Genomic DNA, 22,855 nt, shown 5'->3' on the forward strand with positions numbered 1-22,855 from the left:
CGTGGAGAACCTGATTGCGCTGCTGGTGGCGGCGCCCCTGCTCGGAGCGGCGGTGCTGCTGTGCGGCGGCCGCCGCCTGGACGCCGTCGGACACTGGATCGGCACGCTGCTGGCGGCCGTCTCCTTCGTGCTCGGCGCCGTCCTCTTCGCCGACCTGCTCGGCCGGAGCGCGGACGACCGCACCCTGGTGCAGCACCTGTTCACCTGGGTCCCCGTCGAGGGCTTCCAGGCGGACGTCGCCTTCCGGCTCGACCAGCTGTCGATGACGTTCGTGCTGCTGATCACCGGCGTCGGCTCGCTCATCCACCTGTACTCGATCGGGTACATGGAGCACGACGAGCGCCGCCGCCGGTTCTTCGGCTATCTGAACCTGTTCCTCGCGGCGATGCTGATCCTCGTCCTCGCCGACAACTACCTCTTGTTGTACGTCGGTTGGGAGGGCGTCGGACTCGCCTCCTACCTGCTGATCGGTTTCTGGCAGCACAAGCCCAGCGCCGCCACCGCCGCGAAGAAGGCCTTCCTGGTCAACCGCGTCGGCGACATGGGCCTGTCGATCGCGATCATGCTGCTGTTCACGACGTTCGGGACGTTCGCCTTCGGACCGGTGTTCGCCGGCGCGGGTGACGCGAGCGAGGGCAAGCTCACCGCCATCGCCCTGATGCTGCTCCTGGCGGCCTGCGGCAAGTCCGCCCAGGTGCCGTTGCAGTCCTGGCTCGGGGACGCGATGGAGGGCCCGACGCCGGTCTCGGCCCTCATCCACGCCGCGACGATGGTCACCGCGGGCGTCTACCTGATCGTCCGCTCCGCCGTGATCTTCAACGGCGCCCCCGACGCGCAGCTCGTCGTCACCGTCGTCGGCGCGGTCACGCTGCTCTTCGGTGCGATCGTGGGTTGCGCCAAGGACGACATCAAGAAGGCGCTGGCCGGCTCGACGATGTCGCAGATCGGCTACATGGTGCTCGCCGCGGGCCTCGGCCCGATCGGCTACGTCTTCGCGATCATGCACCTGGTCACGCACGGCTTCTTCAAGGCCGGGCTGTTCCTCGGCGCGGGGTCCGTCATGCACGGCATGAACGACGAGGTCGACATGCGGCGCTACGGCGGCCTGCGCACCTACATGCCGGTCACGTTCGTCACGTTCGGCCTCGGCTACCTCGCCATCATCGGCTTCCCCGGCCTGTCCGGCTTCTTCTCCAAGGACAAGATCATCGAGGCGGCTTTCGCGAAGGGCGGCACCGAGGGCTGGATGCTCGGCGGCTGCGCCCTGCTGGGCGCCGCGATCACCGCGTACTACATGACGCGCGTGATGCTGATGACGTTCTTCGGCGAGAAGCGCTGGCAGCCGGACGAGCGGGGCGAGCAGCCGCACCCGCACGAGTCGCCCAGCACCATGACGATCCCGATGATCGTGCTCGCCTTCGGGTCGGTCTTCGCGGGCGCGATCTTCGGCGTCGGCGACCGCTTCCTGAAGTGGCTGGAGCCGGTCACCGGGCACGCGCACGGGCACCCGCCCGTCAGCGCCCTCACCGTCACCCTGGCCACCATGGTCGTCCTGGTGATCGGCGTCGCCGTCGCCTGGGCCCAGTACGGGCGCCGCCCGGTCCCGGCCGTCGCCCCGCGCGGTTCGCTGCTCACCCGGGCCGCCCGGCGCGACCTGCTCCAGGACGACTTCAACCACGTCGTCCTGGTGCGCGGCGGCGAACACCTCACGCGCTCCCTGGTCTACGTCGACCACACCCTGGTCGACGGTGTCGTCAACGGCACGGCGGCCTCGGTCGGGGGCCTGTCCGGGCGGCTGCGCAGGCTCCAGAACGGCTACGCGCGCTCCTACGCGGTCTCCATGTTCGGCGGCGCGGCGATCCTCGTCGCCGCGACGCTGCTGATGAGGGCGGTCTGATACCGATGTCCTTTCCCCTGCTGACAGCGACGGCGGTGCTCCCGGCCGTCGGTGCGGTCGCCACGGCCGCCGTGCCGGCCGCACGGCGCACCGCGGCCAAGTGGCTCGCGCTGCTCGTGTCGCTCGCCACGCTCGCGCTGGCGGTCGTCGTGCTGGTCCGCTTCGACCCGGACGGCGACCGCTACCAGCTCACCGAATCCCACGCCTGGATCAAGGACTTCGGCGTCCGGTACGAACTGGGCGTCGACGGCATCGCCGTCGCGCTGATCGCGCTGACCGCCCTGCTGATCCCGTTCATCATCCTGGCGGGCTGGCACGACGCCGACCCGCTGGAGACCGGCAGCACCCGGTGGCGGCCCACCCAGGGCTTCTTCGCGCTGATCCTGGCCGTCGAGGCGATGGTGATCATCTCGTTCGCGGCCACGGACGTCTTCCTCTTCTACATCTTCTTCGAAGCCATGCTGATCCCGATGTACTTCCTCATCGGCGGCTTCGGGGACCGGGCCCACGAGCACGGCGAGGAGAGCGCGTCGACCCAACGCTCGTACGCGGCGGTCAAGTTCCTGCTCTACAACCTGGTCGGCGGACTGATCATGCTGGCCGCGGTGATCGGCCTCTATGTGGTCGCCGGGAACTTCTCGCTCCAGGAGATCGCCCACGCGCGTGCCGACGGTTCGCTGCACATGGCGACCACCACGGAACGGTGGCTGTTCCTCGGTTTCTTCTTCGCGTTCGCGGTGAAGGCGCCGTTGTGGCCGCTGCACACCTGGCTGCCCAACGCGATGGGGGAGGCCACCGCCCCGGTCGCCGTCCTCATCACGGCGGTCGTCGACAAGGTCGGCACCTTCGCGATGCTCCGCTTCTGCCTCCAGCTCTTCCCGGAGGCCTCGAAGTGGGCGACGCCCGCCATCCTCGTCCTGTCGCTGATCAGCATCGTCTACGGGGCGCTGCTCGCGGTCGGCCAGCGGGACATCAAACGGCTGGTGGCGTACGCGTCGATCTCGCACTTCGGCTTCATCATCATGGGCATCTTCGCGATGACCAGCCAGGGCCAGTCCGGCGCGACGCTCTACATGGTCAACCACGGCATCTCCACCGCCGCCCTGATGCTGGTCGCCGGCTTCCTGATCTCCCGGCGCGGCTCGCGGCTCATCGCGGACTACGGCGGGGTGCAGAAGGTGGCGCCGGTGCTGGCGGGCACGTTCCTGATCGGCAGCCTGGCGACCCTGTCGCTGCCCGGCCTCGCGCCGTTCGTCAGCGAATTCCTGGTCCTGGTCGGCACGTTCGCGCGCTATCCGGTGATCGGCGTCATCGCCACCTTCGGCATCGTGCTCGCCGCGCTCTACACCCTCGTCCTCTACCAGCGGACGATGACGGGTCCGGTGCGGCCGTCGGTCGCCACGATGCCCGACCTACGCGCGCGTGAACTGGTCGTCGTCGCCCCGCTGGTGGTGCTGTTGATCTTCCTGGGCGTCTACCCGAAGCCGTTGACGGAGATCGTCGACCCGGCGGTGAAGTCGACCCTGTCCGACGTACACAAGAAGGACCCCCAGCCCGAGGTGGAGGCGGCCAAGTGAGCGCAGCAGCCGTCCACAGCCTGTGGACAACATCGGCCGAACCGATCGCCAAGATCCAGGCGCCGAAGATCGAATACGGGCAATTGTCGCCCATCCTGATCGTCCTGGGAGCGGCGCTCCTCGGCGTCCTGGTCGAGGCGTTCGTCCCCCGCAGATTCCGTTACCACGCCCAGGTGTTCGTCTCCGTCGTCGCCCTGTGCGCCGGGTTCGCGGCCGTCGTCGCGCTCGCGGCCGACGGCTACGGCACCACCAAGGCGCAGATCGCGGCCATGGGCGCGATCGCGGTCGACGGACCGGCCCTGTTCCTGCAAGGCACGATCCTGCTGGCCGGGCTCGTCGGCCTGTTCACCTTCGCCGAACGGCGCCTGGACCCCGACGAGCACGGCAGCCCTGTCGACTCGTTCGCCGCCCAGGCCGCGTCGGTGCCGGGCAGCGACCAGGAGAAGGCCGCCGTCAAGGCCGGGTTCACCACCACCGAGGTGTTCCCGCTGCTGCTCTTCGCGGTCGCCGGCATGCTGGTCTTCCCCGCGGCGAACGACCTGCTGACGCTGTTCGTCGCCCTGGAGGTCTTCTCGCTGCCGCTGTACCTGATGTGCGCGCTGGCCCGCCGCAAGCGGCTGCTGTCGCAGGAGGCGGCCGTCAAGTACTTCCTGCTCGGCGCGTTCGCCTCGGCGTTCACCCTGTTCGGCATCGCCCTGCTGTACGGGTACGCGGGCTCGGTGTCGTACGCGACGATCGCGCAGGTCGTCGACGGCACCGTCACCACCGTCGACCCGGCCCTCGCCGACACCATGGGCAACGACGCGCTGCTGCTGATCGGCGCCGCGCTGATCGTCATGGGGCTGCTGTTCAAGGTCGGCGCCGTCCCGTTCCACATGTGGACGCCGGACGTCTACCAGGGCGCCCCGACGCCGGTCACCGGCTTCATGGCGGCGGCGACGAAGGTGGCCGCGTTCGGCGCGCTGCTGCGGCTGCTGTACGTGGTGCTGCCCGGGCTGCGCTGGGACTGGCGGCCGGTCATGTGGGCCGTCGCGATCGTCACCATGCTGGGCGGCGCGATCGTCGCGATCACCCAGACCGACATCAAACGACTGCTGGCGTACTCGTCGATCGCCCACGCGGGCTTCATCCTCGCGGGCGTCATCGCGACCACCCCGGACGGCGTGTCGTCGGTCCTCTTCTACCTGGCCGCGTACTCCTTCGTGACGATCGGCGCGTTCGCCGTGGTCACGCTGGTGCGCGACGCGGGCGGCGAGGCCACGCACCTGTCCAAGTGGGCGGGGCTCGGCCGCCGTTCGCCGTTGGTCGCCGCCGTGTTCGCGGTGTTCCTGCTGGCGTTCGCCGGTATCCCGCTGACCTCGGGGTTCGCCGGGAAGTTCGCCGTGTTCAAGGCGGCGGCGGAGGGCGGGGCGGCCCCGCTGGTCGTGGTCGGTGTGATCTCGTCCGCGATCGCCGCCTTCTTCTACATCCGGGTGATCGTCCTGATGTTCTTCAGCGAGCCCCGGCCGGAGGGCCCGACGGTCGCCGTGCCGTCGCCGCTGACGATGACGGCGATCGGGATCGGCGTCGCCGTGACGCTGGTGCTCGGTGTGGCGCCGCAGTACTTCCTGGACCTCGCCGGTCAGGCGGGCGTCTTCGTGCGCTGACCCACCCGCACGGCCGTGCACCTCGCCGTGAGCATGTCACCGGGCCCCGGTTCCCCCGTGCGGGAGCCGGGGCCCGGGCGCACGTTCGGGTGGGGCCTGTGGATAACTTCGGGGGCTGTCGGTGCGGGCGCCTATCGTGGGGGCAGTGGTCGAGGGACGACGTACGGGGGACCAGGCGATGAGCGCGACGCGTGTGATGGGCGGGATCAGCGAGATGCCAGAGGTGACGGAGAGCGAGGCGCTCTCCACGCTGCACCGGGTCTTCGGTTACGAGGCCTTCCGCGGCGAACAGGGAGAGGTCATCGACCACGTCGTGGCCGGCGGGGACGCGGTCGTCCTCATGCCGACCGGCGGCGGCAAGTCGCTGTGCTACCAGATCCCGGCGCTGGTGAGAGCCGGTACGGGCATCGTGGTCTCGCCGCTCATCGCGCTGATGCAGGACCAGGTGGACGCGCTGCGGGCGCTCGGCGTGCGCGCCGGGTTCGTCAACTCCACGCAGGACTTCGACGAGCGCCGGGTGGTCGAGGCGCAGTTCCTCGCCGGGGAGCTGGACCTGCTGTACCTGGCGCCGGAGCGGCTGCGCCTGGACAACACGCTTGATCTGCTGTCGCGGGGCCGGATCTCGGTCTTCGCGATCGACGAGGCGCACTGTGTCTCGTCCTGGGGCCACGACTTCCGCCCCGACTATCTGTCCCTGTCCGTGCTCGGCGAGCGCTGGCCGGACGTCCCGCGGATCGCGCTCACGGCGACGGCCACCCACGCGACCCACGAGGAGATCACCCAGCGCCTGGGCATGCCGAAGGCCCGGCACTTCGTCGCCAGCTTCGACCGGCCCAACATCCAGTACCGGATCGTGCCCAAGGCCGACCCCAAGAAGCAGCTGCTCGCCTTCCTCAAGGAGGAGCACGCGGGCGACGCGGGCATCGTGTACTGCCTCTCGCGCAACTCGGTAGAGAAGACCGCCGAGTTCCTGGTCCGCAACGGCATCGACGCGGTGCCCTACCACGCCGGCCTGGACGCGGGCACCCGCGCGGCCAACCAGTCCCGGTTCCTGCGCGACGAGGGCCTGGTGGTCGTCGCGACCATCGCGTTCGGCATGGGCATCGACAAGCCGGACGTGCGCTTCGTCGCCCACCTCGACCTGCCCAAGTCGGTCGAGGGCTACTACCAGGAGACGGGCCGCGCGGGGCGTGACGGACTCCCCTCCACGGCCTGGATGGCGTACGGCCTCAACGACGTCATACAGCAGCGCAAGATGATCCAGTCCGGTGAGGGCGACGAGGCGTTCCGGCGCCGGGCCGCCGCCCACCTGGACGCGATGCTGGCGCTGTGCGAGACCGCCCGGTGCCGGCGCGGCCAGCTCCTCGCCTACTTCGGCCAGGACCCCGAGGCCGCCGCCTGCGGCAACTGCGACACCTGCCTCACCCCGCCCGAGACCTGGGACGGCACGGTCGCGGCGCAGAAGGCGCTGTCGACGGTGGTGCGGTTGCAGCGGGAGCGGGGGCAGAAGTTTGGCGCGGTCCAGATCGTCGACATCCTGCTGGGGCGGCGCACGGCGAAGGTGATCCAGTTCGACCACGACCAGCTGTCCGTCTTCGGCATCGGGGAGGACCTCTCCGAGAGCGAATGGCGGGGCGTGGTGCGGCAGTTGCTGGCGCAGGGGCTGCTCGCGGTCGAGGGCGACTACGGCACCCTGGTGCTGACCGAGGCCAGCGGCACGGTGCTGCGCCGCGAGCGGGACGTGCCGCTGCGCAAGGAGCCCAAGAAGCCGGAGACCGCCAGGTCGGGTTCCTCCGCACGCGGCGAACGCAAGGCCAAGGCCGCCGCGGTCGAACTCCCCGAGGCGCTTCAGCCCGCCTTCGAGGCCCTGCGCGCCTGGCGCGCCGAACAGGCCCGCGAACAGGGCGTCCCGGCCTACGTCATCTTCCACGACGCCACCCTCCGCGAGATCGCCACCACCTGGCCGACCTCAGTCGCCCAACTCGGCGGCATCAGCGGAGTCGGCGAGAAGAAGCTCGCGACCTACGGCGAGGGCGTGGTGGAGGTCCTGGCAGGCCTGGAACCGCCGACACCGGTCGAGCCCCCGGTGGCAGCGGCCTCGGGCGCCGGGTCGGCCGCCGGGTCGACTCCGAGGGGAACGTCGGGTTCCACGCGGGGGAGTGGGGCTGGGGCGGGATCGAGGTCGGCGTCGGGGTCGGGGTCGGTTGCGCGGTCCGGGTCGGCGTCGGGGTCCGGGTCTGCGGCCGGGGGCTCGGTGGTGGCCGGGTCCGAGGGCGAGGACGACTTCTGGGCGAGCTTGGGTGAGGAACCGCAGGACTGGGCGTAGGAGGGGGCGGGGGCGCTGGCTCGCGGGGGTTGTCCCCGTTGCGGGTGGTGGCGTCGGCTGCTTCCGGCTCCGGCTCCGGTTGCGGCACCGGCTCCGTTGCGGCACCGGCTCCGGTTCCGGCTTCGGTTGCGGCACCGGCACCGGCTCCGGTTCCGGCGTTGGCGGGTTGGCGGGGCGTGCGTCGGCTGCCATTCGCGTCCGGTGACTCTCGGGAGGCGGCTGCGGGGGTGTCGGTGCGTGCGGGGTTGGTGCGTGCGGGGGTGTCGGTGTCTGCGAGGTCGGTGCCTGCGGGGGGTATCGGTGCGTGCGGCGTCGATGCCTGCGGGGGTGTCGGTGCTTGCGGGGCGGTGCCCGGGGATGCTGCGTCGAGCGGGCGGTGGCTTCATGGGCGACGGTCGGTGGTCTCGATGGCGGGGCGTGTCCGTCCGGGTCCGGCGGGGTGGCGGTGTGGTCAGCCCTCGGGGGCGTCGGTGCGGTAACCCCACTTGCTGCCTCACGCGGGCCGTGTTCTCGTGGCCTACGGTCACTTGGGCGTGCCTGTGCGGTGCGGGTTCCTGTGCCCGCGCCTGTGCCGTGCGGGTTCCTGTGCCGTCACCGCGCCGCGTCCGTGCCGGTTCCCGGGCCGCGTCCGCTCCCGTGACGCGCCCGCGCTCGCCCGTGCCGCCCCGCACACGCGCCCTTTCCCGTGTCACGTCCGCGCCGTGTCTGCCCCCGTGCCCGTGCTGCCTCCGCACCCGCGCCTGCGCCGTCTCCTCGTGGCCTACGGTCACTTGGGCGTGCCCGTGCCGGTTCCCGGGCCACGTCCGTGCCGGTTCCCGGGCCGTACCCGTGCTGCGCTCGCCCGTGCCGCCCCGTTCTCGTGCCGCACCCGTACCCGCGCGCGGGCCCTTTCCCGTGTCACGTCCGCGCAGCGTCTGCCTCTGTGCCCGTGCCGTACCCGTGCTGCGCTCGCCCGTGCCGCCCCCTTCCCGTGCCGCTCCCGTACCCGCGCGCGTACCCTTCCCGTGCCGTGTCCGTGCCGCCTCCGCGCCGCCCCCGTACCCGCGCTCGCGCCGCCCCGCACCCGGCCCGCCCCCATACCCGCCCCCGGCGGGCTCCCGGCTTACGTCAGGGCTGTCAGGCCTGGGCTGAAGACGATCAGTAGGGGGAGCAGCGGCACCAAGGCCGCCAGGGTTGTCGTCAGGGCTCGGTGTCTTCGGCCCAGGCGTGGGGGCGGTTGGAGGAGGCGGTCGACGCGTTCGCCGAGCAGGCGGTGGCTGGAGGAGCAGGACAGGACACCGCGGTGCATGTTCAGTTCGATCAGGGCGAGTGCGGTGGTGAGGTGGCCGCAGCGCCGGGACGCGGTGTCGTCGGCGGCCAGTTCGACCAGCCGGTGGGTCTGGCCGCAGAAGTGGGTGAAGAGCGGCACCCTCGGGAAGCCGGTGGCCAGCGCCGTCGACAGGTGCAGCAGCCAGTCGTGGTGGGCGCGGGCGTGGTCGCGCTCATGGGTGAGGACGGCGTCCAACTGGTGGTCGGTGAGCCGGTGCAGGGCGCCCGTCGTCACGACCAGTTGGGGCGGGTGGCCCGGCAGCCACCAGGCGTCCGGGTAGTCGTCCTCCAGGACAAGGAGCGGCCCGCGTGCGGGTGCCTCCAGTCCCGCAGGCCAGTCGGGCGCGAGTTCCCGCAGGTGGGCGCGGGCCTGTCCGCGTCGGCGGCGGGCCTCGACCAGTTCGCGGACGAGCATCGCCGCCGTCCAGGCCGCGCCGCCCGCGAGGAGCAGGGTGAGGGCGGCGGCCCAGGAGGGCGCGGCCGACAGGTCGTACGCGGCGGTCACCGCGGGTGGCGCGGGCGCGAAGACGTGGTCGCGGACCGTGTGGAAGACGGCCGCCGCGCCCAGCACCAACGCCGTCAGGCAGCACAGCAGGACGGTCGCGACCAGGCACTGCCACACCCACAGCGCCACCACCGGCTCCCGGTCGGGCCACCCGGCCCGTACCAGGGCATGCGGCACCGGCACAGCGGCCGTCAGGGCGACGACGCTCAGCAGGAGCAGGCAGACGGTCATGCCACGGGCTCCGAATCCGGCTCGGAGGAACGGGAGGTGAGGTGCGGGGCGAGGGGAGCGTGGTGCGCGGCCTGCCCGCCGTCAGTATGACCGTGGGCGGCCCCGTGCGTCAGGACCTGAGCAACAACCACTACGTCACGTACGACCACCGTCACACCCCCGATTCCCTCGCGCTGCGCTCGTCCCCGTGGACCGGGCTCGCGTCGTGCTCTCGCCTGCTCCCGAGGGCGAGGCCTTCTCGCTGCGGCTGACCTCGCGGACCAGCTCTCCGTCCCGTTCCGCCGGTCCCCGCGAGCCCGGTTCCGTCTCACCCGGAGCATCCCCGCCGACCGACCGGAGATCACCCCGAGCCCACCCTGAGACACCCCGGACAACACCCCGAGACCAACCCCGAGCCCACCCCTGACCCACCCCTGCGACGGCCTGCGAGCCCCTGCCCCGCCCGCCAACGGGCCCCCGCCAGGCCTCACCTGAGCCCCGCCCGCCCCCGGCGACGAGCCGCCCGAGCTGGGGCCGGGCCCCGCCCGCTCACCGCAGCCGCGCCGCGCCCCGCCGCCCCCGGCCCACTCACCGTCGTTCGGCCGCGCCCCCGCCGCCCCCGGCCCACTCACCGTCGTTCGGCCGCGCCCCCGCCGCCCCCGGCCCACTCACCGTCGTTCGGCCGCGCCCCCGGCGCCCTCGCCCCGCTCGCCGTCGTTCAGCCGTGTTCCCGCTCCTCCTCCGCGCCCGCGACCACGCGGCCTGTTACCTCGCCCAAGCCCACCTTGAGGTTTCCTGGGCCTGGGGCCCAGGCTGTGAGGGTTACCTCGTCGTTGTTTTCCAGGAAGGTGCGGTTGCCGGTGGGGAGTTGGAGGGGGGCGCGGCCGTTCCAGGTGAGTTCGAGGAGGGAGCCGCGCTGGTGTTCGGCCGGGCCGCTGACCGTGCCGGAGCCGTAGAGGTCGCCGGTGCGCAGGGAGGCGCCGTTGACCGTCATCTGGGCGAGCTGCTGCGCGGCCGTCCAGTACATCGTGGAGAACGGTGGCTCGGCGACGACGTGACCGTTGACGGCGACGGAGATCCGCAGGTCGTAGCCGCCGGGCTCGTCGTCGGAGTCGTCGAGGTAGGGCAGCGGGGGGTGGGTGCGCTCCGGCGACGCCACGCGCGCGTCCTCCAGCGCGTCCAGCGGCGTGATCCACGCGGACACCGAGGTGGCGAAGGACTTGCCGAGGAACGGGCCGAGCGGAACGTACTCCCAGGCCTGGATGTCCCGCGCGGACCAGTCGTTGAGCAGGCACAGCCCGAAGACGTGGTCGCGGAAGTCACCGAGCGGCACCGGCGTCCCGCGCCGGGACGGCACGCCGACCACGAAGCCGACCTCGGCCTCGATGTCCAGGCGGACGGAGGGACCGAAGACGGGGGCCGGGTCGGCGGGCGCCTTGCGCTGGCCGGACGGGCGCACCACCTCGCTGCCGGAGACGACGACCGTGCCGGAGCGGCCGTGGTAACCGATCGGCAGATGCTTCCAGTTGGGGGTCAGCGCGTCCCCGGCCTCGGGGCGGAAGATCTGGCCGACGTTCCGCGCGTGATGCTCGGAGGAGTAGAAGTCGACGTAGTCGGCGACCTCGAAGGGCAGATGCAGGGTCACCGAGGACAGCGGGTGGAAGAGACCGGCGATCGTCTCCTGGTGCGCGGGCACCGTCACCCACGCGGTCAACGCGCGCCGCACGTCGGACCAGGCGGTGCGCCCGGCCGCGAGCAACGGGTTCAGCGACGGCCGCGCCAACAAGGAGGCGTACGGCGAATCGAGCGCGCGGGCCGCCGCGCCCGCGTCGAGAACCTGGTCGCCGAGGCGGACGCCGACGGTCCGGTCCGTCGAACCGGCGACCGAGAAGACGCCGTAGGGGAGGTTGTGCGGGCCGAAGGGGTCGCCCTCGGCTACGTCGAAGGGGGGCATGGGGTACTGCCTCGCTCTCACCATGTGTCGGGTGCTGACAGGTGGCCTGGCCACACGTTACGGGTGAGTTGCCGCTCCTGTGCAGTGCCTAAAGAGTTTGCAATGTCCTCATTGCCCCTGTCGGAGGCGCTAATTCCGGCTTAGCGTCCTTTGGGGACACGGACGGGGTGGGTCCGGTCCGGAGGGGGACGCGTGAGGGGACCCGTGGCCGGGAACGGCAGGCCGCCGTTGGAAGTGGACCGTGAAGTTCCGGGTCTCCTGGTGAAGTTCGGCGACTATCCGTTGCATCACGGTGGCGTCGGCGCCGTTCGCAGTCTCGGTCGGCTCGGTGTGCCCATGTATGCGATCACCGAGGACCCGTACACGCCCGCCGCCGCGTCCCGTTATCTGCGGCGCGCGTTCGTCTGGCCGACGTCGGGCACGGAGGAACCCGCGCGTCTCGTCGACGGGTTGCTGCGGATCGGGCGGCGCATCGGCCGGCCCGCCGTGCTGGTGCCGACCGACGAGGAGGCCGCCGTGCTGCTCGCCGAGCATCAGGAGGCGCTCGCCGGGCCGTTCCTCCTCCCGCGCGTGGAGGCGTCCCTGCCGCGCCGCCTGGCCAGCAAGCAGGGGTTGCACGAACTCTGCCTGGAACACGGCATTCCGACTCCGGCGACGGCGTTCCCGCTGTCCTACGCCGACGTCGTCGCCTTCGCGGAGACGGCACGGTTCCCGGTGGTGGCCAAGAACCGGGAGGCGTTCCTGCGGCGCGCGCGGCCCGCGGTGCGCGGCACCACCAGGATCGCCACCCGCCAAGGCCTCCTGGGCCTCGCCCGCGACTGGGGCGAGCGGCCCGGCGTGATCCTCCAGGAGTACCTGCCGCGCGAACACGCCGAGGACTGGATCGTGCACGCCTACTTCGACCGCGACGCGACGCCGCTCGCGATGTTCACCGGCGTGAAGGTCCGCTCCTGGCCGCCGCACGCCGGAATGACCGCGCACGCCTACGTCGTCGACAACCCGGAACTCGCGGACCTCGCCGCACGTTTCATCAAACAGATCGGCTTCACCGGCATCATCGACCTCGACCTCCGCTACGACCGACGCGACGGCCGCTACAAGCTCCTCGACTTCAACCCCCGGATGGGCGCCCAGTTCCGGCTCTTCGAGAACGAGTCGGGGGTGGATGTCGTCCGCGCGATGCACCTCGATCTGACCGGACGTCCCGTCCCCGAGGGCGAACAGCGGGCCGGTCACCGCTACGTCGTCGAGAACATCGACCTGCCCGCCCTGCTCGCCTACCGCCGCAGCGGCCGCACGACCCCGCACGCCCCGCCGCGCGCGAGCGGGACGGAGCTGGCCTGGTTCGCGGGTGACGACCCGCTGCCGTTCCTCACGATGCTCGCGCGCTGCGTACGGCCGGGCGCACGGCACGTGTACCAGCTGTGGCGCGCCAACCGCCGTACTGGCAACACCCGTTCGGGTGGCTGACGGGCCCGCCCGGTTGACCCCGTTCGCACACAACACATGCCAGCACACGCCAGCACATGACAACGCACAGCAAGAGATGTCGTCCTGGGGAGGGCTTCGTGGAACAACCGGGCATGGAAGAACCGGCAGTGGAACGTCCGGCCGTGCCGCAACCAGCAAGGGAACGATCGACCACGCGCCGCCCGGCCACAAGGCAACCGCCTGCCACAAGTCAACCGCCTGCCATAAGGCAACCGTCGGCCATGCGACAACCGTCGGCCAAAAGGCAACCGCCGGTCATACGGAACCCGGTGGCCGTCATCGGTGCCGGGCCGTTCGGGCTGTCGACCGCCGCGCATCTACGCGCGCGGGGCATACCCGTACGGGTCTTCGGTGAGCCGATGGTCAGTTGGCGTGACCACATGCCCGCCGGGATGCTGCTGAAGTCGACCCCGGCAGCCTCCAGCCTCGACTGCCCGCAGCCCGGCCACACCCTCGCCGACTACTGCGCGGCGGCGGGCGGCCCGAGCCTGGTCAGTGACGAGGACATCATCCCGGTGGAGACGTTCATCGGGTATGGCGAGTGGTTCCAACGGCGGTTGGTGCCCGGTCTGGAACGGGTCAGGGTGGTCTCCGTCGACCGACGGCCCGGCGGCGGCTTCGAACTGAAGCTGGACTCGGGGGAGTTGTGCACCGCGCGCGCGGTGGTCGTGGCGACCGGCCTTGACGGTCTGGCGTATCTGCCGCCCGAACTGGCCCCGGCCGCGGGGGACGGGCCCTCGGGGCCGGTGTCGCACAGTTCCCGGCACCATGACCTCGCGGCGTACGCGGGGCGGGAGTTGATCGTCGTCGGGGCGGGGCAGTCGGCGCTGGAGACGGCGGCGTTGGCGGCGGAGGCGGGCGCACAGGTGCGGGTGGTCGCGCGGGGGCGGGGCCGGGTCGGGTTCGGCGCGCCGCCGTGGGAGCAGCCGAGGCTGCGGCCGGAGTCGCCGTTCGGCCGGGCCTGGTCGTTGTGGGCGCTGAGCCGCTACCCGCAGTCCTACCGCCACCTCCCCGAGCGGACCCGCCACCACCTGGTCCGCAACGTCCTCGGCCCGCTCGGCGCCTGGTGGCTGCGGGAGCGTTTCGAGGCCCGGGTGCGGGTCGACGACGTCGAGCGGATCGTCGGTGCGCGGGCGGCCGACGGCGCTGTTGTGCTCACCGTCCGCACGCACGCCGGTCGCGTCGAGCGGCTCGCCGCCGATCACGTGATCGCCGCGACGGGTTACCGGGTCGACCTCGCCGCGATGGGGTTCCTCGGCCACGAGCTGCGCGCCCGTCTCGCGGTGAGCCGGGGTGCGCCGAAACTGGGCGCCGGGTACGTGTCCTCGGTGCCGGGCCTGTACTTCACGGGGCTGGCGGCCGCGTCGTCGTACGGGCCGGTGATGCGGTTCGTGTGCGGGACGGAGTTCGCGTCGCCGAGGCTGGCCGGGCACCTCGCGGCGGCGTGCTGCTGACGTTCCGTCAACCTTCCGGTAAGGGAGGTCCCGTAGGGGTTGTAGGGGCGGAAGAGCCGAACGGCACAGGGGAGTTGGCGTGGAACGGACGGGGCTGGCGGGAACCCGGTGGTCGTCCGGTTCGGAGCTGAGTGGGTGGGGCGTGCGATCCGTATTCTCTGATCATGGCCGCACCCCTCGCATATGCCCTCATCGCCACCGACCTGGACGGCACGTTGCTCCGAGGCGACGACACGCTGTCCGACCGGTCCCGTGCCTCGCTCACGCGGGTGGCGGCCGCCGGCGCCCGGCACCTGGTCGTGACGGGCCGGCCGGCGCCCAGAGTGCGCCCCCTCCTCGACGACCTGCACAGCAGGGGGCTCGCGGTGTGCGGGCAGGGCGCGCAGGTGTACGACGCCGGCGCGGACCGGCTGCTGTGGTCGGTCACGCTGGACCGGGAGTTGGCCGAGACCGCGCTCGGCAAGATCGAGGCGGAGGTCGGCCAGGTGTACGCGGCCGTGGACCAGGACGGCGTGAACGGCCTCACGCTCATCGAGCCCGGCTACCGCATGCCGCACCCGACGTTGCCCGCGGTGCGGGTCGAGCGCCGCGCCGACCTGTGGTGCGAGCCGATCAGCAAGGTGCTGCTGCGCCACCCGGACCTGTCCGACGACGAGTTGGCGGGGATCGCGAGGTCGGTCGTCGACTCCCTCGCCACCGTCACGATGTCGGGCCCCGGCACCGTCGAACTCCAGCCATGCGGCATCACGAAGGCGACCGGCCTCGCGCTGGCCGCCGAGCACCTGGGGCTCGGCCCGCACGAGACGATCGCCTTCGGTGACATGCCGAACGACATCCCGATGTTCGAGTGGGCGGCCCACGGCGTAGCCATGGCCAACGCCCACCCCGAACTCAAACGAGTAGCCGACGAGGTAACCCTCTCCAACGAGGAAGACGGCCTATCCCAAGTCCTAGACCGCCTCTTCCCCTAACGCGCCCTATAGGGGCGCGGGGCTGTGTCAATGTGCGGCTCCGCCGCGCGAGCGCGACCAGCCACAACGGCGCGTCAGCCGGCAACTCACCGGCCCGGCGCCCAGCCCCCCGCCCCTCGGGCGAAGGGTCTAGTACGCCCCGTACACGTTGTCGATCGACCCATACCGCTGCGCGGCGTAGTTGCACGCGGCAGTGATGTTGGCAACCGGGTCGTACGGGTCGTACGACGTCCCGGACACGTGGTACGCCGCGAACGTCGGGTCGATCACCTGGAGCAGCCCCTTGGACGGCGTCCCGGCCGCAGCGTTGGAGTCCCAGTTGTTGATGGCGTACGGGTTGCCGGACGACTCACGGATCACGTTGCGGTAGATGCCGTTGTACGTGCCCGGAATGCCCTTTTCTGCCATCACGGACAGCGAGGCCCGAATCCACCCGTCGAGGGTGTTGGAGTAGCCCAGCGAGGTCGCGGTGGCCACCGTCGGCGTGGCGGCGGACGCACTCGTCGCGCCGATGACCGGGAGGGCGAGCACGGCGGCCCCGGTACCGAGGACGGCCAGCTTGCGGGCGATGCGAGAGCGGCGGGGAGCGGTTGCGCGCATGGGGAAGTTCCTCTCCGTCGCCTGCGAGGTGAGCTGTCGGGTTCGGGCGGGAGCTGCCCGGTCGCGCGGCCGGTGGGCCGTGCGGCTTAACCCCGAGCCGTCCCGGGCGATGGCCCGGTCCGGCGACTTACCTGGTTCCCCCGCTCCTGCCGTGCGTGAGTCGTCTCGGTGAATGGATGTACGGGCGGCGGCAGGATTAGGCGTCCACCCGACAGGCCGGGAACGTATGCGAGAGCACATGTCCGGAACAAGTGCCGGATTCACACTTCACGACAGTTGACCTTGGTCTGGGCGTTTTAGGGCGCTTGATCCTTTGCGGTCGCCACGCTTCAACTCCCGTTGCGCACAAGTTCTGCACAAGAAACACAACGGCGCGCGGGACGGGTGTCCGCGCGCGCCGTGGCGTGAGTCAAGTCACGAGAATCATCAAGCAGGGTAAATCGGGCAATGAGCCCAACTCGGCGTCAACCGGCCGTGCGTGGAATCCGCTTCTCCCACGTCCGGTGGAAGACCATCTCGCCGCCCTCCGTGCAGACGACCTCGTCGGACGTGACGAAGTCGGTGGCGTCGCAGGTGATCTCCGAACGGGTGTGCACCGTGGCGTCCCAGCCCAGCTCGGGCCGGTGCAGCCGGATCGACCAGTCCGAGCGGGTCCGGGCCGACAGCGGGTCGTTCTCCTGGACGGTGTACGTCTCCAGCGCGTCCTCGGTGAACTCCAGGCCGTCGGGGTACACGCGCGTGCCGCCGTAGCGCGGGTCGACCTCCAGGCGCCACAGGCCCGCCGCGACGTCCCGCACGACCAGGCGCTCGGGGCGCGGCGCGTCGAGGGTGGCGGGGAAGTTCACGCCGAGCGGAGGCGACTGCTCCGGTTCCTCGAAGACGATCCCGGAGTCGCCCTCACGCGCGCGTACCGGCAGATCGAGGAAGCTGCCCGCCGGGTCCAGGGTGAGACCGGCCTCGGAGCCGGGCTGCGGCCAGATCCACGGCCAGTACGCGGACGACACGGCGAGCCGGATGCGGTGACCGGGCGGAAAGGCGTGCCCGATGCCGTTCAGCTCGAACTCCACGTCCTCGAACGCCCCCGGCGTCCACGCCACCGCCAGGTCCCGCCCCCGGCGCGCCGAGAGGTTCAGCACACCCCGCGTGACCAGCGTCGACGACCCGTCCGGAGCGACGTCGCAGACCCGGGCCACCACCTGCCCACGGGGCGCGTGCGAGGCCAGCCGCAGCCGTACCCGGGGCCGCCCGAGCACCCATGTCTCCTCGCCCACCGCGAACTCGAAGCACGCCGAGCGCGCGTCCTCCTCGCGCTGGTCGGGCGGCAGGTCGGCGTCGTTGCCGAACGGGAAGAACCGCCCGGCGTCCACGCCCGTGTGCTGCGGCGAGCGGACCAGCACCGGAGCACCCTCAAGGGCGTGCGGAACGGTCGTGACGTGCGGCGACGGCCAGGACGGCTCGCCCACCCAGCGTCCGGGCAGCGTGTCGTACACGGTCGCCGGAGGGTGCGAGTCGCTCACATAGGAGCGCAGCAGCGGCTCGGCCATGACGCCGTTGTCGGCGCCCTTGAGCCAGTGGTCCCACCAGCGCAGCGTCTCCTGGAGGAAGCCGATCGCCGGGCCGGGCGGCAGCCCCCGGTCCGGGTACTGGTGGGACCAGGGGCCGATCAGGCCGCGCACCCGGTCGGCCGGGAGCTGCTCGGCCAGCCGCAGCACCGTGTCGCGGTACGGGTCGTGCCAGCCGCCCACCGCCAGCACCCCGGCCCTGATCGCGCCGTAGTCCTCGCAGACGCTGCCGTGGCGCCAGTAGTCGTCCCGCGTCTGGTGGGCCAGCCAGGTGTGCGAGAACGGCTCCAGGGCCTCCAGACGCCTCAGCCACAGCTCCCGCCAGCCCTCGCCGAGGTACGCCGGGTCCGGCGGCCGGGAGGTGAACGCCAGCATCGTCGACGCCCACGCGTGCATGTCCACCGCGAGGACGGAACCTCCCATGTAGTGCACGTCGTTGTCATAGCGGTCGTCCGTCGAGCAGACCGTGACGACAGCCTTAAGGGGATCAGGAGCGAGCGCCGCGATCTGGAGGGAGTTGAAACCGCCCCAGGAGATGCCGAACATGCCGACCTTGCCCGTGCACCAGGGCTGCGCCGCCAGCCATTCGACGACCTCGACGCCGTCCGCCAGCTCCGTCGCCGAGTACTCGTCGGTGGGCAGCCCCTCGCTGTTGCCGTGGCCGCGCACGTCCACGCGCACGGAGGCGTAGCCGTGGCCCGCGTACCAGGGGTGGCGCTGGGCGTCACGGGGCGCCGTCCAGTCCGTCAGCCGGTACGGCAGGTACTCCAGGAGCGCCGGTACGGGTTCGTCGGTCAACGGCCGCCACACGCGCGCGTAGAGGAGCGTTCCGTCGGACAGCGGGATGCGCAGGTCCTCATGGGCCGTCTCGTAGGGGAAGGACGTACGGATGTGCAGGCTCATGGCGGTACCTCAGTGAACGGGGTGCATGGTGCGGCGCAGCCACGGCGCGGCGGCGATCACGGCGAGCCCCACGGCCACCGCGATCGCGCCGTTGACGCCGAAGTAGGCGGGCTTGGAGACGTCGTCGTAGAACTTCACCGTCTGCGCCTGGATGCCGTTGGCGAGCGCCAGCGACAGGAACCACAGGGACATGGTCTGGCTGGAGAACGCGGCCGGGGCGAGCTTGGTGGTGGCCGACATCCCGGAGGTCTCCAGCAGGATGTCGCCGAGCCCGAGCAGCAGGTAGGAGCCCACGATCCACCAGACCGACATCAAGTACTTGTCGCCGGAATGCCCCGAGGTCGGCAGGACCATCAGCAGGAACGACAGTCCGCCCAGGATCACACCGAACGCGATCTTGTTGGAGGCGTGCGGCTGACGGCGCCCCATGCGCACCCACACGGCGGCGACGACGGGCGCGAGCGCGACCTCGAAGGCGCCCAGCGCGGACGCGTACCAGCTGGCCGGGAAGTGGAAGCCGAGGATCGTCGTCTCGGCGTTCGTGGAGGCCAGCAGGATCATCGTCGAGTAGGCCTGGAACAGGATGAAGTTGAAGACCGTCGACGCGAGGAACAGCACCACATAAGGGCGCAGTCGGCCGCGTTCCTCGGCGCTCACGCGCGGGCTGGCGAACATCACCGAGAAGTAGACGACCGGCGCGATCACGGAGATCACCGTCAGCACGTCGACGAAGCGGCCCATGGTGAGCCACCCGGCCAGCGCGAGCGCGGTGGCGACGACGGCGACGACGACCGCGCCGACGGCGATCAGGAGCACCGCGCGGCGCATCGCGGCGGGGGCCAGCGCGAACTCCGCGGAGTGCTTGCGCCCCGCCAGATGACGCCGTCCGGCCACGTACTGGATCAGCCCGAACGTCATCCCGACCGCAGCCGCGGAGAAGCCCCAGTGCCAGCCCTTGTGATCGCCGAGCCAGCCGGTGACCAGCGGTCCCGCGAACGCGCCGATGTTGATCGCCATGTAGTACAGCGCGAACCCGGCGTCCCGGCGCTCGTCGTCGGTGCGGTACAGCTTGCCGACCATGGTGGCGACGTTCGGCTTGAGCAGCCCGGTACCGGCGCTGATCAGGCCGAGGCCCACCCAGGTCATCGCGGCCGTCGGCACCGCCATCGAGTAGTGGCCGACGGCGATCAGGATGCCGCCCCACAGCACCGCGCGGTACGAGCCGAGGATGCGGTCGGCGAGCCAGCCACCGGCCACCGACACCAGGTAGACGAGGGTGCCGTAGGCCGCCGAGACGGAGGCCGCCGTTCCGGGGGACATGCCCAGGCCGTCGTGGGCGACGGTGTCGGCGAAGTACAGGACGAGGATCGCCTGCATGCCGAGGAACGAGAACCGCTCCCAGACCTCCAGGCCGGAGAGCGTCAACAGCCCCCTGGGCTGGCCGAAGAAGGCATGATCGTCCGCGGCCGGCGGCTGATCTTCGGGTGGGACGTCAACCTCTGTTTGCGACACGCTGCACTACTTCCATCAAAGTCACTCAACAGTCATCCATATCAGGTGATCGAAAACATACCGGTCGTCGTTCGATACCGCCCAGGGTGGACCGGTGGGCGGCACCGGTGATCGAAAGGTGACCGGATACGCTGACTTGAGATGTCAGCGACCTATCGACAAACCGTGTAACCGCCAGTGGACACCAGCAGACAGGAGACCCCTCGTGACCGTCGTCGGGCCGTTCGGGCTGAGCGTGCGGGACCAGGCTCTGGAAGCCGACGTCCAGGCCGGGTTGACGGCTGTCGAGGAGGGACTGCTCGAAGCCACCAAGAGTGAGGTCCCTCTCATCACGGGGGCTGCCCAGCACCTGGTCAGGGCGGGGGGAAAGCGGTTCCGTCCGCTGCTCGTCATGCTCGCTGCCCAGTTCGGCGATCCTTATGCACCCGGAGTCGTACCGTCCGCCGTGGTCGTGGAGCTGACCCACCTCGCGACGCTCTACCACGACGACGTGATGGACGAGGCGACCGTGCGCCGCGGGGTGGCCAGCGCCAACACCCGCTGGAGCAACTCGGTCGCCGTCCTCACCGGTGACTTCCTCTTCGCGCGCGCGTCGCACATACTGGCCGACCTCGGGCCCGAGGCGGTACGGGTGCAGGCGGAGGCGTTCGAACGGCTGGTCACCGGCCAGATCCTGGAGACGGCGGGCCCGCAGGACGGCCGCGACCCGATCGACCACTACCTCGACGTCCTCGGCGGCAAGACCGGCTCGCTGGTCGCGGTCGCCTGCCGGTTCGGCGCGATGATGTCCGGCGCCGACGACACGGTCGTGGACACCCTCACCCAGTACGGCGAACGGCTCGGCGTCGCCTTCCAGCTCGCCGACGACGTCCTCGACATCGCCTCCGACTCCCACGAGTCCGGCAAGACCCCCGGCACCGACCTGCGCGAGGGCATCGCGACGCTGCCGGTGCTGCGGCTGCGCGAGCAGGCGGCCCGGCTCGGCCTGGCCGAGGACATCGCCCTGAGCGAGCTGCTCGACTCCGACCTGAGCGACGACGCCCGGCACGCCGAGGCGCTGAAGGCCCTGCGCGCCCACCCGGCCCTGGAGCAGGCCCGCCGGGACACCGTCCGCTACGCCAGGGACGCCCGCGCCTCCCTGGCCCCGCTGCCGGAGTGCGACGCCCGCGCCGCCCTGATGGAACTGTGCGACGCCGTGGTCCACCGCGCCGGATAACCGCGACCGCGATCGGGACCGGAACCGGAATCCGGCGGGGGAGCGGGGTCAGGGTTTTGCCGGACGTCCCGTAGGGGGCGGGAAACGGGGCCGCAGCGGGCCTGGAACGGGCGGCCGACCGTCGGCGGCCGCCCCGGCCCCGGCCGGACCCGCGACCACCTCCGGTACCACCCCTACGGGTGGGGTACCCGAGCGGCCGGTCTCTGTCATACCCGAGGCGTACATGGAGTTGGCTCCCCGGTCTGACGACTGATCCGCCCGGATTTGGTGAGATGGACACCACGGCACACACCACTGCTCACCGATTCGGGTGAGAATGGCGGCTCGGGGTTGTACGACGAGTGCAGTTGGACAGGCCGCCGCCGACGACGGAGGTAGGGCACACATGGCACCGCACGCATCCGACGACAGCACGACCGCACAGGAGCGCGACGAGCTGCGCACGGGCCGACGCAGGGCCGCGCGGTACGTCGTCCCGGTCACGGTGGTGGGGGTGGCCGCCGCCACCATCGGGCTGGTCCCGGCGCTCGCCGACTCCGGCGACCCCGATCTGCCCCAGGTCAGCGCGCAGCAGCTGATCGAGAAGATCGCCAAGTCCGACGTCCAGCAGCTGTCCGGCACCGTCAAGGTCACCACCGACCTCGGCCTGCCCGACGTCAGCGGTCTGACCGGCGGCCTGACGTCCGGCGCGACCGGTTCCGGTGACGGCTCCGCCGCCGACCCGTCGGCCAAGCTCACCGAGCTGGCCACCGGCACCCACACCCTGCGCGTCGCGGCCGACGGCCCCGACCGGCAGAAGCTCTCCATCCTGGAGAACGCGTCCGAGTACAGCCTCGTCCACAACGGCGACGACGTCTGGGGCTACGACAGCAAGTCGAACAGCGTCTACCACGCCACCACCGACCACGCCACGGACAAGGGCAAGGACAGCAGCAAGGCGCGTGAGCGGGAGCAGGCGCCGCAGGGCACGCCCGAGCAGCTCACCAAGGAAGCCCTCAAGGCCGTCGACAAGACGACCTCGGTGACCGTGGACGGCACCGCTCAGGTCGCGGGCCGGGACGCGTACCGCCTGGTCATCAAGCCGAAGGACGCCGGTACGACGGTCGGCGAGATCACCGTGGCCGTGGACGCGAAGACGGGCCTGCCGCTGAAGTTCACGCTGACCCCGAAGACCGGCGGCGCCGCGGTGATCGACGCGGGCTTCACGCAGGTCAGCTTCGCCAAGCCGGCCGCGTCGACCTTCGCCTTCACCCCGCCCAAGGGCGCGAAGGTCACCGAGGCAGACAAGGGCGCCAAGGGCGTCAAGGGCGACAAGGCCGGGCACAGCCTGAAGGACGGCAAGGGCTCCGGCTCCCAGGCGGGCAAGGGCACGGCCGGGGACCACCAGGGCCTCGACGGGCTGAACGTCATCGGGGACGGCTGGGACTCCATCGCCTCCTTCGACACCGGCGGCCAGGGCATGACGTCCGGGTCCAAGGCCGAGGGCGGACAGATAGGCGGCTTCCTGGACTCGCTGGGCGACAAGGTCAAGGGGAAGTTCGGCTCCGGGACGGTCTTCTCGACCCGGCTGGTCAACGCACTGATCACCGACGACGGCAAGGTCTACGTCGGCGCGGTCACCAAGGACGCGCTGGTGAAGGCGGCCGACGCGGCGAAGTGACCCCCGCGCGGGCGCTCCCTGTGCGGCGGGGCGGGCCCGCGCGAGCGGCACGACGAATCGAGG

The 22,855-nt window shown here is 71.3% G+C and carries 14 protein-coding genes and 1 riboswitch; of the genes, 9 read left to right on the plus strand and 5 right to left on the minus strand.

The features are described 5' to 3' along the window. The first annotated feature begins 1 nt into the window (after nt 1). The 4 genes from nuoL (at nt 2) to recQ (ending at nt 7,446) form a co-directional block, all read left to right on the plus strand. Nucleotides 2–1,897: an NADH-quinone oxidoreductase subunit L gene (gene nuoL, locus ACIQOU_RS21315; RefSeq protein ID WP_401538369.1), complete on the plus strand. Its 1,896-nt coding sequence runs from the start codon at nt 2–4 to the stop codon at nt 1,895–1,897. A gap of 5 nt (nt 1,898–1,902) precedes the next feature. Then, the gene (locus ACIQOU_RS21320; protein ID WP_401538370.1) at nt 1,903–3,474 is read left to right on the plus strand and encodes an NADH-quinone oxidoreductase subunit M; all 1,572 of its coding nucleotides are present in this window, start codon (nt 1,903–1,905) and stop codon (nt 3,472–3,474) included. Next, nucleotides 3,471–5,120 carry an NADH-quinone oxidoreductase subunit NuoN gene (gene nuoN / locus ACIQOU_RS21325; protein WP_401538371.1) on the plus strand — a complete coding sequence of 550 codons (1,650 nt, stop codon included), beginning with the start codon at nt 3,471–3,473 and terminating at the stop codon, nt 5,118–5,120. Before ACIQOU_RS21320 ends, nuoN begins: the two co-directional genes overlap by 4 nt. A gap of 178 nt (nt 5,121–5,298) precedes the next feature. Beyond that, nucleotides 5,299–7,446 (plus strand): DNA helicase RecQ, encoded by a 2,148-nt coding sequence (gene recQ / locus ACIQOU_RS21330; RefSeq protein WP_401538372.1) that lies wholly within the window; start codon nt 5,299–5,301, stop codon nt 7,444–7,446. Between the two features lie 1,102 nt (nt 7,447–8,548). Here recQ and ACIQOU_RS21335 read toward each other — a convergent pair. Further along, nucleotides 8,549–9,490 (minus strand): M56 family metallopeptidase, encoded by a 942-nt coding sequence (locus ACIQOU_RS21335; RefSeq protein ID WP_401538373.1) that lies wholly within the window; start codon nt 9,488–9,490, stop codon nt 8,549–8,551. A gap of 697 nt (nt 9,491–10,187) precedes the next feature. Next, complete coding sequence (fahA, locus tag ACIQOU_RS21340; protein ID WP_401538374.1) at nt 10,188–11,423, minus strand: fumarylacetoacetase; 1,236 nt, start codon at nt 11,421–11,423, stop codon at nt 10,188–10,190. Between the two features lie 192 nt (nt 11,424–11,615). Here fahA and ACIQOU_RS21345 point away from each other — a divergent pair, with 192 nt between their 5' ends. The 3 genes from ACIQOU_RS21345 to ACIQOU_RS21355 all read left to right on the plus strand — a co-directional run bounded on the left by ACIQOU_RS21345 (nt 11,616) and on the right by ACIQOU_RS21355 (nt 15,339). Beyond that, entirely contained in the window at nt 11,616–12,893 is a 1,278-nt protein-coding gene (locus tag ACIQOU_RS21345) for an ATP-grasp domain-containing protein (RefSeq protein ID WP_401538375.1), read from the plus strand. 278 nt (nt 12,894–13,171) lie between these two features. Next, nucleotides 13,172–14,368 carry an NAD(P)-binding domain-containing protein gene (locus tag ACIQOU_RS21350; RefSeq protein WP_401538597.1) on the plus strand — a complete coding sequence of 399 codons (1,197 nt, stop codon included), beginning with the start codon at nt 13,172–13,174 and terminating at the stop codon, nt 14,366–14,368. Nucleotides 14,369–14,532: 164 nt separating this feature from the next. Continuing rightward, entirely contained in the window at nt 14,533–15,339 is an 807-nt protein-coding gene (locus ACIQOU_RS21355) for an HAD family hydrolase (RefSeq protein WP_401538376.1), read from the plus strand. 129 nt (nt 15,340–15,468) lie between these two features. On the opposite strand, the gene ACIQOU_RS21360 is transcribed toward ACIQOU_RS21355, so the two are convergent. The 3 genes from ACIQOU_RS21360 to ACIQOU_RS21370 all read right to left on the minus strand — a co-directional run bounded on the left by ACIQOU_RS21360 (nt 15,469) and on the right by ACIQOU_RS21370 (nt 19,916). Then, nucleotides 15,469–15,939, minus strand: a complete 471-nt coding sequence (locus tag ACIQOU_RS21360; protein ID WP_401538377.1) for a transglycosylase SLT domain-containing protein — start codon at nt 15,937–15,939, stop codon at nt 15,469–15,471. Nucleotides 15,940–15,942: 3 nt separating this feature from the next. Further along, nucleotides 15,943–16,120, minus strand: a riboswitch (cyclic di-AMP (ydaO/yuaA leader). 283 nt (nt 16,121–16,403) lie between these two features. Next, nucleotides 16,404–18,398: a CocE/NonD family hydrolase gene (locus tag ACIQOU_RS21365; protein WP_401538598.1), complete on the minus strand. Its 1,995-nt coding sequence runs from the start codon at nt 18,396–18,398 to the stop codon at nt 16,404–16,406. Between the two features lie 15 nt (nt 18,399–18,413). Further along, the gene (locus ACIQOU_RS21370) at nt 18,414–19,916 is read right to left on the minus strand and encodes a peptide MFS transporter (RefSeq protein ID WP_401538378.1); all 1,503 of its coding nucleotides are present in this window, start codon (nt 19,914–19,916) and stop codon (nt 18,414–18,416) included. Nucleotides 19,917–20,121: 205 nt separating this feature from the next. Between ACIQOU_RS21370 and ACIQOU_RS21375 the strand changes: the two genes are divergently transcribed. Both ACIQOU_RS21375 and ACIQOU_RS21380 read left to right on the plus strand, forming a co-directional pair. After that, nucleotides 20,122–21,132, plus strand: a complete 1,011-nt coding sequence (locus tag ACIQOU_RS21375; protein ID WP_401538379.1) for a polyprenyl synthetase family protein — start codon at nt 20,122–20,124, stop codon at nt 21,130–21,132. 385 nt (nt 21,133–21,517) lie between these two features. After that, on the plus strand, nt 21,518–22,792 hold the full coding sequence (locus tag ACIQOU_RS21380; protein ID WP_401538380.1) for an outer membrane lipoprotein carrier protein LolA: 1,275 nt from the start codon (nt 21,518–21,520) through the stop codon (nt 22,790–22,792). Nucleotides 22,793–22,855: the final 63 nt, after the last annotated feature.

Source organism: Streptomyces sp. NPDC091279 (assembly GCF_044757465.1).
In the GTDB taxonomy this organism is placed as follows: Bacteria; Actinomycetota; Actinomycetes; order Streptomycetales; family Streptomycetaceae; genus Streptomyces.

Bases quoted from the DNA above. Each gene is read 5' to 3' on its own strand.
- ACIQOU_RS21335 (WP_401538373.1), bottom strand. From the start codon at position 9,490: ATGACCGTCTGCCTGCTCCTGCTGAGCGTCGTCGCCCTGACGGCCGCT.
- ACIQOU_RS21320 (WP_401538370.1), top strand. From the start codon at position 1,903: ATGTCCTTTCCCCTGCTGACAGCGACGGCGGTGCTCCCGGCCGTCGGT.
- recQ (WP_401538372.1), top strand. From the start codon at position 5,299: ATGAGCGCGACGCGTGTGATGGGCGGGATCAGCGAGATGCCAGAGGTG.
- ACIQOU_RS21360 (WP_401538377.1), bottom strand. From the start codon at position 15,939: ATGCGCGCAACCGCTCCCCGCCGCTCTCGCATCGCCCGCAAGCTGGCC.
- ACIQOU_RS21355 (WP_401538376.1), top strand. From the start codon at position 14,533: ATGGCCGCACCCCTCGCATATGCCCTCATCGCCACCGACCTGGACGGC.
- ACIQOU_RS21380 (WP_401538380.1), top strand. From the start codon at position 21,518: ATGGCACCGCACGCATCCGACGACAGCACGACCGCACAGGAGCGCGAC.
- fahA (WP_401538374.1), bottom strand. From the start codon at position 11,423: ATGCCCCCCTTCGACGTAGCCGAGGGCGACCCCTTCGGCCCGCACAAC.